Annotated in this window: 13 protein-coding genes; 5 read left to right on the top strand and 8 right to left on the bottom strand. The window is 74.7% G+C overall.

What is annotated here, in order from left to right; translation table 11 throughout:
* Positions 1-375: 375 nt before the first annotated feature.
* Positions 376-1,089 (bottom strand): PadR family transcriptional regulator, encoded by a 714-nt coding sequence (locus tag I6A81_RS37780; RefSeq protein WP_203005586.1) that lies wholly within the window; start codon positions 1,087-1,089, stop codon positions 376-378.
* 465 nt (positions 1,090-1,554) lie between these two features.
* On the opposite strand from I6A81_RS37780, the gene I6A81_RS37775 reads away from it, so the two are divergent.
* The 3 genes from I6A81_RS37775 (at position 1,555) to I6A81_RS37765 (ending at position 4,296) form a co-directional block, all read left to right on the top strand.
* A complete protein-coding gene (locus I6A81_RS37775; protein WP_203005585.1) occupies positions 1,555-2,811 on the top strand; it encodes a phosphotransferase in 1,257 nt (418 codons plus the stop codon).
* A 94-nt stretch (positions 2,812-2,905) separates the two neighbouring features.
* Complete coding sequence (locus I6A81_RS37770; RefSeq protein WP_203005584.1) at positions 2,906-3,202, top strand: TFIIB-type zinc ribbon-containing protein; 297 nt, start codon at positions 2,906-2,908, stop codon at positions 3,200-3,202.
* A gap of 368 nt (positions 3,203-3,570) precedes the next feature.
* Complete coding sequence (locus I6A81_RS37765) at positions 3,571-4,296, top strand: NeuD/PglB/VioB family sugar acetyltransferase (protein WP_203005583.1); 726 nt, start codon at positions 3,571-3,573, stop codon at positions 4,294-4,296.
* Positions 4,297-4,428: 132 nt separating this feature from the next.
* Here the strand turns inward: I6A81_RS37765 and I6A81_RS37760 are convergent, their stop codons facing one another.
* The 5 genes from I6A81_RS37760 to I6A81_RS37740 form a co-directional block, all read right to left on the bottom strand.
* Positions 4,429-4,815, bottom strand: a complete 387-nt coding sequence (locus tag I6A81_RS37760; protein ID WP_203005582.1) for a VOC family protein — start codon at positions 4,813-4,815, stop codon at positions 4,429-4,431.
* A 231-nt stretch (positions 4,816-5,046) separates the two neighbouring features.
* On the bottom strand, positions 5,047-7,614 hold the full coding sequence (gene lon, locus I6A81_RS37755) for an endopeptidase La (RefSeq protein ID WP_203005581.1): 2,568 nt from the start codon (positions 7,612-7,614) through the stop codon (positions 5,047-5,049).
* A gap of 208 nt (positions 7,615-7,822) precedes the next feature.
* Positions 7,823-8,866 (bottom strand): NAD(P)-dependent alcohol dehydrogenase, encoded by a 1,044-nt coding sequence (locus I6A81_RS37750; protein ID WP_203005580.1) that lies wholly within the window; start codon positions 8,864-8,866, stop codon positions 7,823-7,825.
* Positions 8,867-9,159: 293 nt separating this feature from the next.
* Complete coding sequence (locus I6A81_RS37745) at positions 9,160-9,945, bottom strand: DUF459 domain-containing protein (RefSeq protein ID WP_203005579.1); 786 nt, start codon at positions 9,943-9,945, stop codon at positions 9,160-9,162.
* A 138-nt stretch (positions 9,946-10,083) separates the two neighbouring features.
* Positions 10,084-12,732, bottom strand: a complete 2,649-nt coding sequence (locus I6A81_RS37740; protein WP_203005578.1) for a diguanylate cyclase domain-containing protein — start codon at positions 12,730-12,732, stop codon at positions 10,084-10,086.
* A gap of 487 nt (positions 12,733-13,219) precedes the next feature.
* On the opposite strand from I6A81_RS37740, the gene I6A81_RS37735 reads away from it, so the two are divergent.
* Positions 13,220-13,654, top strand: coding sequence for a cold-shock protein (locus I6A81_RS37735; protein WP_203005577.1), 435 nt, complete (start codon positions 13,220-13,222; stop codon positions 13,652-13,654).
* Positions 13,655-13,838: 184 nt separating this feature from the next.
* Here the strand turns inward: I6A81_RS37735 and I6A81_RS37730 are convergent, their stop codons facing one another.
* Both I6A81_RS37730 and I6A81_RS45250 read right to left on the bottom strand, forming a co-directional pair.
* Positions 13,839-14,231 (bottom strand): DUF2237 family protein, encoded by a 393-nt coding sequence (locus I6A81_RS37730; protein ID WP_203005576.1) that lies wholly within the window; start codon positions 14,229-14,231, stop codon positions 13,839-13,841.
* A gap of 33 nt (positions 14,232-14,264) precedes the next feature.
* A complete protein-coding gene (locus tag I6A81_RS45250) occupies positions 14,265-14,393 on the bottom strand; it encodes a hypothetical protein (RefSeq protein ID WP_285223097.1) in 129 nt (42 codons plus the stop codon).
* A 369-nt stretch (positions 14,394-14,762) separates the two neighbouring features.
* Between I6A81_RS45250 and I6A81_RS37725 the strand changes: the two genes are divergently transcribed.
* On the top strand, positions 14,763-14,978 hold the full coding sequence (locus I6A81_RS37725; protein WP_203005575.1) for a DUF3073 family protein: 216 nt from the start codon (positions 14,763-14,765) through the stop codon (positions 14,976-14,978).
* Positions 14,979-15,088 lie beyond the last annotated feature (110 nt).

Below are 15,088 nucleotides of genomic sequence, written 5' to 3'. Positions count from 1 at the left end.
CTGGCCTCAACCCACCAGAGCACCGCAGGAGGCGGCGGTCATCCACCCGCCGCCAGACCCATAACGCAACGGCATTGCATCTAGACGGCCAGTGCCGTGCCCAGCAACGTTCGCCCCGTGCCCGCGCGCGGCCGTGTGCTCGTCTTGTCCGACGTCACGGGGAATCATGTCCGAGACCAGAGCCGGGACCGGCACCGTTCCGTGACCCTGATGTCTGACGGGATGTCCGGGATCCCTCAGGTGTCTGCCACGAGGCGGGAGAGGAGTGGCGGGGGCGCCACTCTACCCGTCCGTCGACAGGGCAGACATTGCCCGCGGCAGCATGCTGGGGGCTCGCCAACCAGATCCGATCCCCACAGCCGGCGATGGTGGCGGCTACTCGGCGGCGGGCGGGGCGTCGTCCTTCGGCGCCCCGTCGGCGGGCGACGCGTCGCCCTTCGGCGCGTCGGCCGTCGAGTCGCCGGCCAGGATGAGGTACAGGGCGCGGCGGGCATCGGTGAGGATCTTGTGGGCCGCCGACGCCTGGTCCGGGGTACCGGTCCTGGCGACCTGCCAGACGGCGGCGTTCAGCTCCTGCGCCGGGCCGAGCAGGTCGGCCGTGCCGCCGGCGCGCGCGGCGAACCCGGCGAACGGGTCACCGAGCGAGGCACGGCTCTCGGCGACGTGCGCCTGGCCGGCCTCGGTGAGGGTGACCAGCCGCCGGCCGCCTTCGGCGGTGACGGTGACCAGGCCCTCGTCCTCCAGCTGGCTGATCGTCGGGTAGACCGCGCCGGGGCTGGGCTGCCAGGCGCCGCCGGTGCGCTCGGCGATCGCCTGCATCAGCTGGTAGCCGTGCTTCGGCCCGTCGACGAGGAGCAGGAGAACCGCGGCGCGAACGTCGCCGCGGCCGGCCCTGCCCCGTCCGCCGCCCCGGTGACCGGGACCGCGCCGGCCCCAGGGGCCGAACGGCGGGACCGGGGGAAACGGCGGCACGAGGGGAACCGGGCCGGGCCCCGGCATTCCGGGACCGGGCGGGAAACCCGGGTGGTGCAGCCGCAGGCCGAAGCCCTCGGGCGGCTGACGCCGGTGGTGATGATGTTGGAATCTCATGGTGATTGCTCCTTGCGGACTTCTGCGCGTACGCGCTGCTGACAGATGCACGGGGAACGGCGCGATCGGGTGGCTGGACAGCCACGCGGCCCGCCCGCCGCCGCGGGACGCCGCCCGCGGGAGCCACGGCGCCGGTCCTGCCCGTCCGGGCGGGCCAGCGTCTCAGTGACAAGCTAAAGATATATCGCGTCATTACTTCTGACAAGCTCCTCGCTGGATTCGGTGGCCTGGGCGGGCATCGGTGCCTGAGCGAGCGCCAATCCCGTCAAGCTCGCCCAGGCAGCCGACCGCCGAGGCCGCCCAGGCAGCCAAACCCGCCGGCCCGCGCAGGCCGCCGGCCCACAGGCCACGGACCGCGCAGGCCACGGACCGCGCAGGCCGCTGACGGCGCGGGCCACGGGCACGCCGAACGGCGGCGGCCGGGCACCTCGGACCGGGCCCGACGGCGGTTGGTTGAATCGGCCGGTGGACGCCACCCCAGCGCACCCCGTCACGGCCGGGCCGCGCGCGAGCGCCTCCCCCGAGACCGGCTCTCGGGTCCCCGCGCCCGACCCGGAGCCGGCGCTGACCCACGGCCTGGCCGCGCTCGCCGCGCGGCTGGCCGCGCCAGGCGAGACGCCCCGCCCGGGGGGCGAGACACGTCCCGCGACGGGCGGCGCGATCGAGGTGCTTTCCCAGCGCCACGACCGGCTCGTCGTGCGCCGCGGCGGCCTGGTGCTCAAGGCACACCCGCCGGGCACCGACCCCGCCGCGCTCGCCGAGCGGCTGCGCGCCGCGGCCGACCCGCTGCTCGCGTCCGCGCTGCTGGCACCGCTGCCGATCCCGGGCGCGGAGCTCGCCGGCTACGCGACGAGGGTCGCCGACCGGTGGGTCAGCGCCTGGCCTCTCGGCGGCGCGCTCGGACCGGCCGACACCGAGACGGCGCCGTGGGAGGAGGCCGCCGAGGTCCTCGCCCGGCTGCACACCGCCCCTTACCCGGCCGCGATGACCACGATCGCCGCCCACCCGCGCCGCCGGCTCGGCCCGGCGATCGCGGCGCTCACCCTGGCCACCCCCGGTCCGGACACCGCCTCCACGAGGAATGCCGCCCCCACGACGAACACCGGCCCCGCCTCGACCGCGCCGGCCGTGCCGCTGCCCGCCGGCCCAGCTGGTTCCGACGGCGCCCTGGCGACGACGGCCACCGCGGGCACCGCGCGGGACGCTGTGCTCGCCGCCTACCGGGCGCTGCCCGGCCGCAAGGCGACCAGCACCGCGTGGCCAGGACGGCCGAGGACCCTCATCCACGGGGACTGGCACCTGGGCCAGCTGGTCCAGACGGCCGTCGGCGGCTGGCGCCTCATCGACATCGACGACCTCGGCGTCGGCGACCCGGCCTGGGACCTGGCTCGCCCGGCCGCGTGGTTCGCGGCCGGGCTGCTGCCGCCGGAGGTCTGGGCGCGGTTCGTCGACGCCTACCGGGCCGCCGGCGGGCCGGCGCTGCCCGGGGAGGGCGACCCGTGGCCGGCCGTCGACCTGCCGGCGCGCACGTTCGTCGTCGAGTTCGCGGCGCGAGCGCTCACCACGTCCTGGCCGGCGCCCGCCGCCGGCGACGCCCCGGACCGCCCCGACCAGCAGGCCGACGAAGACGGCGAGGACAGCAAGGGCGACCAGGAACGGGTCGGGGACGCCTTCGTCGCCTGCTGCCGCCAGATGGTCGCGACGCGCGCCACTGACCGTTAGCCGACAGGGGTCTGGCCAGAGACCAGGTCAGTACGCTACGAAGCCAGCAGACCAGTGCCACCGAGGATTGGGCGGGAGCAAGGTGAGCTACACGATGAAGTGTCCGAAATGCCATGCGGCAATGCGGACCTACAACCGCAGCGGTGTCCAGATCGAGCAGTGCGACGGCTGCCGCGGCATCTTTCTCGACTACGGCGAGCTCGAGGCGCTCGCCCGGCTGGAGGGCCAGTGGGGCGGGCAGGCCGTCGCGCCCCCCGCGCCGCCGATGCCGCCCGTCCAGCACGTGCAGCCCGTCCAGCACGTGCAGCACCACTATGCCCAGCCCGCCTGGGGGCACGGCCACGGCCACGGCCGGCATCGCAGCGTCTTCAACGCCCTGTTCTCCACCTGAGACAGGGACGCTCCGTCCGGGACGCAGACCACCCGCCCGGGCCGGCCTCGCCGGCCCGCGGCGCGGTAGTCAGGTCCGGGCGGGCCTGACCGAGGCGCGGTGAACCGTGCCGGTCGGCCACGCCGGTGACCGCGGGCACGCCGGTCACCGGCGGGCACGCCAGCCAGTCGGCCTGCCCGGTCGACCGCCGGCGCCATCCGCCTGCCCGGCCGCGGCTTTCTCGTCGCCCCCGCGCCAGCGGCGTCCGCGCGCCGGAGCGGCGGGCAGGGCCGCCGTGCCATCTTTCGAACACTCGTCCTCGTGTGCGACGGTCCCACTCGCATGGCTGTCGACCAGGTTGGGCCAGCCCAGACCGTATAAAGGACACCATGACCGCCGCTGGCCCCGTCCCGTTGCTGATCGTCGGTGCAGGTGGGCTGGCGCGCGAGGCGGCGGAGGCCGCCCGCGCCTCAGGCGATCACCACGTGGTCGGCTTCCTCGACGACAACCCCGCGCTGTGGGGGGCGCCGATCGGCGGCGCCCAGGTGCTCGGTGGGCTGGAACGCGTCGCGCACTACCCCAGGGCCCGCCTGCTGCTCGGCCCCGGCCGGGGCCGTTCCCGGGCGGTCCTGCGCCAACGGCTCGACGAGGTGGGCGTGAGCGCGGACCGCTACACCAGCGTCGTCCACCCGCGCGCGGTCGTGCCGCCGTCCTGCTCGGTCGGGCCGGGCTCGATTCTGCTCGCGGGGGTCGTGCTGACCGCCGACGTGACCGTTGGCCAGCACGTCGCGGTGATGCCGAACGCCGTGCTCACCCATGACGTCGTCGTCGAGGACTACGTGAGCGTCTGCGCGTCGGCGTCGCTGGCCGGCGCCGTGCGGGTCCGTACCGGCGCCTATCTAGGCCAGAACTGCACGGTGCGGGAAGGCCTGACGGTCGGCGCGTGGTCGCTGATCGGGATGGGCGCCGCGGTCATCACCGCGGTCGGGGACTGCCAGATCTGGGCGGGGGTGCCGGCCCAGTTCGTGCGCCCGGTCGCCGAGCCGCCCCCGATCGCGCCGACCGGTCCCAGCGCGCCGCCGCCGCGCACGACGTTCGCCCGCGTGCCTCGCTGAACCCCTGGGGCCGGCCGGGCGGGCGCGGACGCTGTCAGGCCGTCCGTCGCCGCCGCCACTCCATGGCATCGTCCCCGCACCGCCCACCCCTACGCCAGGGTCTCGGGCGGCCTGGCCGGCGGCGGCTCGGGTTCAGCGCGCGAGCGGCGCGAACTCCGTGACCGAGAGAGTGTTGCCGTCCGGATCGGTGAACCAGGCGATCCGGTCACGGCCAGGCGTCGTCCAGATACCCAGGTCGTCCTGGTCCAGGCCGTCGTAGTGGTTGACCCGCACGCCCCGGTCGGTGAGCCACCGGACGGCGACCGTGATGTCGTCCACCCGCCAGCCAAGAGTGGTGAACGGCTGGGGAATGATCTCGGGCACGGCGCTGATCCGCAGCATCGTGCCGTCGACCTGGAACACGGCCGCCGCCGGCGTCTCCTCGAGCAGTTGAAGCCCGAGGACGCCCTGGTAGAAGCTCAGTGCCCGGTCAAGATCGACCGTGGGCACAAAGGCGATCAGCTCGGCGTCAGCAAGCACTGGCCCACCGTCCCATGCAGCCAACCCATCGTGCGAAGCATCATTTCACCGTGATGTTTCGTCTACCAGAAGACATGACTACGGTAGTCCAGTAGCACAACGCGATCGAACGACGGCGGGGGCGGCGCAACGACGCCGACCGCGCCGCGACGCGGCGACGTAACCACGCCGGCGGCCGGCCGGCGGACCGTTCGCCCGCCGACCGGCCGCCGGTCACGGCGGCGCCGCCGGCTACGCCGCGACCATCGGCTGCCGGCCCGGGTCGAACGCGGCCGGTTCGAGGGCCAGGTCGAGCACCTCCCGCACGTCGGAGACCAGGTGGACGGTGAGCGCGCCGCGCACCGCCGCCGGCACGTCGTCGAGGTCGGGGCCGTTGCGGCTCGGGAGCAGCACGGTCGTGATCCCGGCCCGGTGGGCCGCCAGCAGTTTCTGCTTCACGCCGCCGATCGGCAGCACGCGGCCGGTCAGCGACACCTCGCCGGTCATCGCCACGTCCGACCGCACCGGGCGCCCGGACAGCAGCGAGGCCAGCGCGGTGGTCATCGTGATCCCGGCGCTCGGCCCGTCCTTGGGCACCGCGCCCGCGGGGACGTGCACGTGCACCCCGCGCGCGGCCAGGTCGCCGACGGGCAGCTCCAGCTCGGCCCCGCGCGAGCGCAGGTAGGACAGCGCGATCTGCGCCGACTCCTTCATGACGTCGCCGAGCTGGCCGGTCAGGGTCAGGCCGGTCGCGCCGGTCTCCTTGTCGGCCAGCGACGCCTCGATGAACAGCACGTCCCCGCCGGCGCCGGTGACGGCGAGGCCGGTGGCCACGCCCGGCAGCGCGGTGCGCTCCGCCAGCTCCGGGGTGTGCCGCGGCCGGCCGAGGTAGCGGACCAGGTCGCCCGCGCCGACCCGAGCCGGCATGGTCACCGCTTCCCGGGCGGGCACGCCGCCGGTCGCGGGAGCGCCGTCGTCGGCCGGGCCCGTGCCAGCCAGGTCGGTGCCAGCCAGGTCCGTTTCGGCCGGGTCGGCGGAGCCGGACGCCCCGTCGGCCGGCTCGCCGGACGAGGGGGCGTCGAGCGCGACCCGCGCCGCGACCTTGCGCAGCACGCGGGCGATCGACCGCTCCAGGTCACGCACGCCCGCCTCGCGGGTGTACTCCCCCGCGAGCAGGCGCAACGCCTCGTCGTCGAGCGTCACGTCGTCCTGGGCGAAGCCGGCCCGCTCGCGCTGGCGGGGCAGCAGGTGGTCACGGGCGATGACGACCTTCTCGTCCTCGGTGTAGCCGTCGAGCCGGACCAGCTCCATCCGGTCCAGCAGCGGCGCGGGGATGGCCTCGACGACGTTGGCGGTGGCCAGGAACAGCACGTCCGACAGGTCCAGCTCGACCTCGAGGTAGTGGTCCCGGAACGTGTGGTTCTGCGCCGGGTCCAGCACCTCCAGCAGGGCCGCCGTCGGGTCGCCCCGGTAGTCGGCGCCGAGCTTGTCGACCTCGTCGAGCAGCACGACCGGGTTCATCGTCCCGGCCTCGCGGACCGCCCGGACGATCCGGCCGGGCAGGGCGCCGACGTAGGTACGCCGGTGACCGCGGATCTCCGCCTCGTCGCGCACGCCACCGAGCGCGACACGGACGAACCTGCGTCCCATCGCCCGCGCGACGGACTCGCCGAGCGAGGTCTTGCCGACGCCGGGCGGGCCGGCCAGGGCCAGCACCGCGCCGCTTCGGCGCCCGCCGACGACCCCGAGGCCGGCGTCCGCGCGCCGCCGGCGCACGGCCAGGTACTCGATGATCCGGTCCTTGACGTCGTCGAGGCCGGCGTGGTCGGCGTCCAGCACGGCGCGCGCGCCGGCGATGTCGTAGGAGTCCTCGGTCCGCTCGTTCCACGGGACGTCGAGGATCGTGTCCAGCCAGGTCCGGATCCAGCCGCCCTCGGGCGACGCGTCGGAGGTCCGCTCCAGCTTGTCGACCTCCTTGAGGGCCGCGGCGCGGACCTTCTCCGGCAGGTCGGCCGCCTCGACACGTGCCCGGTAGTCGTCCGACTCCTCGACGTCGCCGTCGCCCCTGCCGTCGAGCTCCCGCAGCTCCTTGCGGACGGCCTCGAGCTGGCGGCGCAGCAGGAACTCGCGCTGCTGGCGGTCCATGCCCTCCTGGACGTCCTTGCGGATCGTCTCGGCGACGTCGAGCTCGGCCAGGTGCTCCTTGACCCAGCCGAGGGCCTTCTCCAGCCGGTCGGCGACGTCCGCGGTCTCCAGCAGCTCCAGCTTCTGCGCGGCGGTCAGGTACGGGGCGTAGCCCGCGGTGTCGGCCAGCGCCGACGGGTCCTCGATCGAGGTCACCGAGTCGACGACCTGCCAGGCGCCGCGCTGCTGCAGCAGGGTGGTGACGAGCGCCTTGTACTCCCGGGCGAGGTCGGCGACCTTCCCGGAGGCGGGCACGACACTGTCGAGCACGGTCGCCTCGACCCACAGCGCGGCGCCGGGGCCGGTGCTGCCGGTGCCGATCCGGGCCCGGGCCACCGCGCGGACCACCACGGCGGGCTCGCCGCCCGGCAGCCGGCCGATCTGCTCGATGACGCCGAGCGCGGCGACCGGCGCGTACCTGCCGTCGAGGCGCGGGGTCAGCAGGACCTGGGCCAAGCGGGCGTCGGCCGAGCGCGCGGTGCCGGCCCCGTCCGGCGACCGCGACTGGGCCGCCGCTCTGGCCGCGTCCACCGCGGCGCGGGTCTCGACGTCGGAAAGCTCCAGCGGGACGACCATGCCGGGCAGCACGACCGCGTCGTCGAGCGGCAGCACGGGCAGCACACGAGTCTGGGTCACGAAACACATCCCTCACGGTCCGAAGACCAGTCGTCAGTAAGCCCAAGGAACTTGACTCTGACCGACTCAATTCACTGGAGCGTGCCGTTGTTCCTCCCCCGCCCGCCGCGCCTGTTCGCCCAGACCGAACACCGCGGGACCGGCGCAACGCCGCGGAACGCGGCCGGCGCAACGCCCATGGTCGCGCTAGCGATCTTGAGGCGACCGTCTAAACGAGCGTGGCGATGTCGATGACGAAGCGGTAGCGGACATCGCTCGCGAGGACCCGTTCGTAGGCCGTGTTGACATCGCCGGCTGCGATCAGCTCGATCTCGGCGACGATGGCGTGTTCGGCGCAGAAGTCGAGCATCTCCTGGGTCTCGCGGATGCCGCCCACGTTCGAGCCGGCGAGGTTGCGCCGTGTCTGGATCAGCGAGTACGCGAAGTGGTGCTGCGGGTCGCCCGGGCCGCCAACGTTGCACATCGTCCCGTCAAGGCGCAGCAGCGACAGGTACGCGTCCAGGTCAAGGCTGGCCGACACGGTGTTCAGGATGAAGTCGAGGCTGCCCCGCAGCTCGGCGAACGTCGCCGGGTCGCTGGTCGCCCGGTACCGGTCGGCGCCGAGGCGCAGGCCGTCCTTCTCCTTGGCCAGGCTCTGGCTGAGCACCGTCACCTCGGCACCCAGCGCGTGCGCGAGCTGGACGCCCATGTGGCCGAGCCCGCCGAGGCCGACGACCGCGACCTTGCTGCCCGGCCCGACCTTCCAGTGCCGCAGCGGCGAGTAGGTGGTGATCCCGGCGCACAGCAGCGGCGCGGCGGCGTCCAGCGGCAGCGCGTCCGGGATCCGCAGCACGAACGACTCCCGCACCACGATCTGCTGGCTGTAACCGCCGTAGGTGGGCGCGCCGTCGTGGTCCGTGCCGTTGTACGTCGCCACCGGGTGGGCGACGCAGTACTGCTCCTGGCCGGCCAGGCAGGGCTCGCAGGCCCCGCAGGAGTTGACGAAACAGCCCACGCCCACCCGGTCGCCGACGGCGAACCTCGTCACCGCCTCGCCGACCGCCGCGACGACGCCGGTGATCTCGTGGCCGGGCACCAGCGGGAAGTTCACCGGCCCCCAGTCCTCGTTGGCCTGGTGGATGTCGCTGTGACAGATGCCGGCGAACCTGATGTCGACCACGACATCGTCGGGGCGCGGCGCGCGCCGCTCGACCGTTGACGACTCGACGGCCGCGCCCCGGGCGGGGATCGCGAGCGCACGTACGGTGGCCATGGTTCTCCTTCGGTGATCACGACGCGGCTGGGCGACCAGGCACGGAGGGCGGACAGGCACCCGCGCGGACACGCGCCTGGCCTCACCTGGCATACCGACATCCTGCGCGAGCGCTCGCGGCCCGACATGGTGCTGACGGCACAGGTTCACCCACCATGCCGCCCATGCGTGCCCGTCCGTCCGTGCCATCCATCCGCGCCCGCCGGCCGGGCCCGCCCTGCCCGGATCGGGCGCCGCATGACCCGCCATCCGCGGGGCCGGCCGGCGGGTGGCTGGACCGCCCAGTCGCCGGGTCAGGACCCGCCGGCCGACGCCGGCGGCCCGGTGGACGGCGCGGGGCCGAGCGCGGTGACCGCGGCGTCCGCCATCGCCCGGCCGTAGCGGTTCGCGCCAGGTGACGACACCGGGCACTGGGTCATCGGCGCGACCTGGACGGGGCAGAGGTGCACTCCGTCCGGGCTGCGCACCGTGACGGCGCCGCCGGGCCCGCAGGGCTCGGCGGCGGCGCAGGGCAGCGTCGCCGTCCACCGCCCGTCGGCGGTGGTGACGGCCCGGCCCGCCGGGATGACGGCCGTGTCCGGCAGGTCGGCGGCGATCTCGTGCCAGACCCGGTCGAGCTCGGTGCGCCCCTCGGCGTCGACCGGCTGGTCGGTGCGCGGCGGGGCCTCGACGAGCAGCACGTGCGCCCCGGCGCGGGTGAGCCGCGCGACCGCGGCGGTGATGTCCTCGCGGTAGGCGTCGGCGAGTTCTCGACCCTCCATGCACGGCGAGCCGGTGTTGCCGGAGAACGCCAGCACCGCCACGTCGGGGCGCCACCGGCGGGACTGCTTGCGGATGTCGGCGAGCCAGTCGCAGGGCGCCGTGCCGCCGTAGGTGTGGACCATCGTCTCACCGCCCGCGGCCTGCACGGTGGACCGAAAGGCGTTCTGGGCCTCCCACGCCAGCGAGTCCCCCCACAGCGCGACCCGCCGGTCCCCGTCGCCGCCGCCCAGGTCCGCGGTCCGCGCGACTCCCACGAGGATCAGCGCGATCGCCGCGATGAACAGCCAGCCGATCGGTCCCGGGCGCCGCGTCGCCACCCCCGCCCTCGCCCCCGTTCCTGTCACCGCTTCCAGGTCGACTCTCGCATGCGGCGCACCGGGCGCGCCGCCGGCCGGCACCGTCGAGCGCAATGGGGAGAATGTGCCAGGCGAGAGCGTGCCGGGCGGGCCGCGCCGTCACCAGGGCAGGTTCGCGCGTGGTTCGCCGATCGCGCCGCCCTGGGCGAGGTCACAGCCGAGCGCGCGCACCGCGACGAGTTCGGCCGGCCGATGCACCTCCCGCGCGGCGACCTCCAGTTCCAGCAGGTGCGCGAACCGGACTATGCCCGCGAAGACCGCCCTGCTCGTCGGGTCGTGGTCCACGCCACCGACCTGCTGGGGGCCGACGCGGATGGTGCCGAGACGCTTCGGCACGTCCTGGCCCGCCGCCGACCGGATGGGCCTGACCTCGGCAAAGTCGACACCGACGCGCACACCGGCGTCGGACAGCTCGGTGATCACCCTGTCGGCCCGGCGCCAGCAGTCGCCGAGCAGCGTGTCCGGCAGGAGCACGTGCAGCGCCATCCCCGGGCCGTCGGCGCGTTGGGCGATCCGCGCGGCCTGCGCGACCACGGCCTGACGCACCTCCGGATCCTCCGCTCCCCGCTCGGAGATCCGCAGGTACAGGCGCCGCTGCCTCGGCCACGGCGGGCCCGCGGCCGGGCCGCCGGGCGCGGGTCCGCGCCATGACCACCCAGCGGGCGCGTCCCCGGTGGCGGACCACTCGGCCGCCGCGCGGCCCGCGCGCCCGACCAGCCAGTGGTCGAGGTCGGCCGTGAGCCCGGCCTCGACGGCGACATGATCGAGCTCGTACGGGCCGAGCAGGCCGCGGTCGGGATGGCGCCAGCACAGGAGAGCGTCGGCGCCGACGATCACGCCGGCGCGGTCGGCGACCGGCGCGAAGCGCACGATCAGCTCGTCCTGCGCGAGCGCCTGCCGAAGCGCCGTGGTGTCGTTCAGCCGGGTGGCGGCCGCGGCGCGCAGCCCTTCATCGAACAGGACGCTGATCCCGGGCCCGCGCCTCTTCGCGGCGTACATCGCCATGTCGGCGGCATCGAGCAGACCCTCGGCTTCGTCGAGGCCCGGCCCGGAGACGGCCAGGCCGATGCTGCCGCCGACGCTGACCGGCCGGCGCAGTTCGATCGGCGCCGTCAGGCCGTGGCGCACCCGCTCCCCGATCGCCTTGAGGTCCTCGACACCGGCCACGTCGTCGCACAGCACGGCGAACTCGTCCCCGGCCAGCCGCCCGACCACGTCACGAGGGCGCACCTCCCGCCGCAGCCGGTCGGCGACAGTACGCAGGAGCTCGTCGCCGGCCTGGTGGCCAAGCGTGTCGTTGACCGCTTTGAACCCATCAAGGTCGATGAACAGCACGCCAACCCGCGTGCCACCCACCCGCGCGCGGCGCAGGCCGCGGTCCAGGCGCCGCAGCAGCGCGGCCCGGTTCGGCAGCCCGGTCAGTGGGTCGTGCAGGGCCTGGTAGCGCGCGTCCCGCTCCATCCGGATCCGCAGCGCGGCCGCCCCGAGCAGCGCCGCGACGGAGCGGGCGAACGCCAGCTCGTCGGTGGTCAGGGGGCGCCCCGCGCGGCGCACGATGATCGTCGCCTGCCGGTCGCCGACGCGGCCCACTGGCACCCACGCCGCCGGTGTCAGCGCACCGTCATCCGGGTCGTCCCCGGCAGTCACGCGGCCGTGTTCGGGGCGACGCACCGGTTCGCCGGTCCCATCGCCGCCCGATGGATCGGCGGCCTGGGGGGCCGGACGATCCACCCCAGCCGTGAGCCCGACCCCGCCGGGCGCGCCAGCCGCCTCGGCGGCGCGCGGCGCGCCGCCCAACTCGGTGTCACCTGGCTCGGTGTCACCTGGCTCGACGCCGTCGGGTTCAGCGCCGCCGGGCCTGGCGGCGGGCGGAACCGCTGACGCGCGCCGCGAGGCGTGGTCGCGGACGGTCACCTCGTCGGCGTCGAGCTGCTCGGTGAGCGTCTGGAGGCCCAGCCTCCACAGCTCGGCCTCGTCGGCCATCTCCAGTGCGCGCTGTGCGAGGTCCGCGAGCGCCGTCTGGCGATCCGTGCGAACCCGCAGCTCGGTCGCCGCGCGCTCCCGATCCGTGACGTCCGAGACCACGCCCACGACAACGAGCGGACGGCCAGCGCCCTGCGTCACCGGAATCAGGTTCAGGTCGTAGCAGCTGTCGTCTACGGTCACGACGTCATGGCTGCGGGTACCGCCCAGCGCGCGGCGAAGCATCCTCAGGATCTCGGGCTGGTCGCCGAACACCTCAAAGACGCCGGACCGGGCGGCATGGCGCAGTGACGTGGCGACGGCGCGCGAGGCGCACCCGCCGGTGACGGGCACCCGGCCCTCCTGATCCACGACGAACATCGACACCGGGGCGTTGTCCAGCACCAGGCGCAGGTTCCAGTCAGCCGCGACGAGGTTGGAGACGTCCAGCAACTGGGTGAGGAAACACCGCTCCGTGCCGGCGTCCAGGACCGTCCCAGCGCTCAGGCTGTGCACCAGGGTTCCGTCGGGGCGCAGGAACCGGACCACCGCCCACACGCCGTCTCTGGTGGTGTCCAGGCGCTCCGCCCGGTCGGCCAGCTCGGCGCGCTGCGTCGGGTCGATCAGGTCGGGCCAATAGCTGCCGAGGAGATCCGCGCCGTCACGGCCGAGGATCCGGCAGGCGGCGCTGTTGACCCGGCACAACCGGCCGTCCGCGACCCGGGTGACGATCATCCCGGTCTGGAGGGCATCGAATACGTCCTCGTACCTGTCGACGGCGGTCACGTTCCGCGGTCCCGCCTGGTCAACACCTCGCCCCACCTCTCCGGTGAGGAGGCACCTTGCCCGGCCCGCCACCGGGCACGGCCCGCCCCGCCGTCCGCGCCGTGTGGCAGCCCCGTACCCTCCGCCCGCCTGGTAAACCGAGACCCGCCGCGAGGCCGGCGTCGGCCCACGTTCCACGCGGGGCGGACCCGGGGTTTCCAAGCGGGACAAGGGATGCCGACCGGACCGGGGCAGACGGTCCGCGCTACACTCAGCCGCAGACCATGTAACCGCGTGCCTTGAGAACGCGCCCGAGGTCGGCGGCGCTCTTGCTGGTCGGAGACGCTGTCTGTCCGGGAACGCTGTCTGTTCGGGGGGCGCCGGCGCCCCGGGACCGACGCCCGGCGAGACACCGACCGGCTTACTGCCGCGCCGTTGACCGCGTGGCGCCTCTCATGCACCGTGGGGCGGTCGTGCTTCCGGCTTTCCGGTGTTTTCGGGGTGATGTGTGCGCACAGGCAGGGTCCTGAGGTTCGACCAGGTGCGAGGTTACGGGTTCATTGCTCCCACGGGTGGGGGCGAGGACATTTTCCTGCACGCCAACGACCTCCTGGTGGACAAGCACATGGTGACGGCCGGCGTCACCATGGAGTTCGAGGTGGAGCAGGGCGACCGGGGGCCGAAGGCGACCGCCGCCCGGCTGGTGCGCGCCGGGGCGGGCGGGACGACGCCGCCCGCCGGCGGCCCGGGCCCCGAGGGCGCGGCCCGGGAAGCCGGGGACGACGGCGAGGACTTCTTCTACGTCCCGTCGGCCAAGGAGTTCTCCCGGGACGTCACCGAGCTCCTCCTGCAGATCGAGCCGACGCTGACCGGCGCGCAGATCCTGGCCATCCGTCGGGGCCTCACCAGGCTCGCGGAGAAGAACGGCTGGATCGAGGGCTGACCGGCGTTCGCCCCCTGTCCCCCGGCGGGGGCAGGGGTCGCTGGCGCGCCCTCCGGCAATGCCGACCCCGCATGATCGCGATCTCAGCCCTCGGGTGGCCGTGGAACCCAGGAACCATGCCGCGGCCAGCCAAGGGCACAACAAGTGATCATGCGCGGCGGGCCCGGCCTCGGCGGTCGCGGCGCTAGCTCAGCGAGCGGGGGTCCGCCGGGACGTCGACGGCGTGCTCCCGCAGGGCCTCCAGGGGGACGATCTCCAGCGCGCGGGCGTTGGTGGACGCCAGCACGACGGGGGCGGCGACGCCGGCCCGGTAGGCCTGCAGCCACCGGGCGGCCACGACGCACCACCGGTCGCCGGGGTTCAGGCCGGGGAAGGCCCAGTCGGGCCGGGGCGTGGACAGGTCGTTGCCCACCGAACGCTGGTGGTTGAGGAACTCCTTGGTGACCACGGCACAGACGGTGTGGCTGCCGAGGTCCTCGGGGCCGGTGCTGCAGCAGCCGTCTCGGAAGAAGCCGGTCATCGGGTCGGTCCCGCACGGCTCCAGCGGGCCGCCGAGGACGTTGTGCTCGTCCGTCACGACCTCAGTGTGGCATCTTCGTGGGCCGGCTCCTCAGCCGATGCCCAGGGCCGACGCCGCGGGCCGTCGCGCCCTGGGCGCCGGCCCGGTCACCGACCCGGCCGGCGCGGCGGGGACCACCGCGGCGCGGAGGGTGGCGGTCACCGCAACGAGGGCCACCACAACACTCACAATCTGACGAGGTTGTAAGGTATTCAGCGGTCGGCCACTGACGACGACCGCCGCCGGAGGGCGGGCGGTCGGCCTCGGTCGGCGAACCTCGAAAGGCGGACGCTGTCCGGCTGGACCTGTCCAACCAGCGCTGTCCCGCTGGCGGGAGCGGTGAGGGCCGCCCGGCCGGCACAGATGGTCCCACGGGCAGCCGGGGCCCGGGCAACCGGGCGCCGGTGGGTGCCTCACGGCGGGCCGGACAGGGTGCGTCGGGTGGGTGGCCAACGGACGGTGTCATGGGCGTCTCACAGACGGCAGGGCACGGGCGACGAGCACGGCGCGCGGCGGCGGGGCCCCGGCGTCGCGGAAGGGAGTCGGGCCATGGGGCGGGGTCGGGCCAAGGCGAAGCAGACGCGGGTCGCCAGGGATCTCAAGTACCACTCGCCGGCCATCGATCTTGATCGGCTGCGGGCGGACCTCGGTGGCGAGTCGGACGACGCCACCGACGACATGTCCGGCGCCGATGGGATGGCCACGAGCGCCGGCTGGACCGACCTGTACGAGGAGGACGACGAGGCCCGCGCCTCGTCCTACTGAGGCTCTGGAGCGCGCCGGAGAGCGGCGCGGGTAGCGCGGCGGGGGGGCGGCCGGGGCCCCCCCCCCGGGGGCCCCCGCGCCCCCGGGGGGGGCGGGGGGGGGGGCGGCCC

It is taken from the genome of Frankia nepalensis, assembly GCF_016786325.1.
Taxonomy (GTDB): Bacteria; Actinomycetota; Actinomycetes; order Frankiales; family Frankiaceae; genus Pseudofrankia; species Pseudofrankia nepalensis.
The sequence above is the reverse complement of the archived record's forward strand: the minus strand, read 5'-3'. Positions and strand labels throughout refer to the sequence as shown.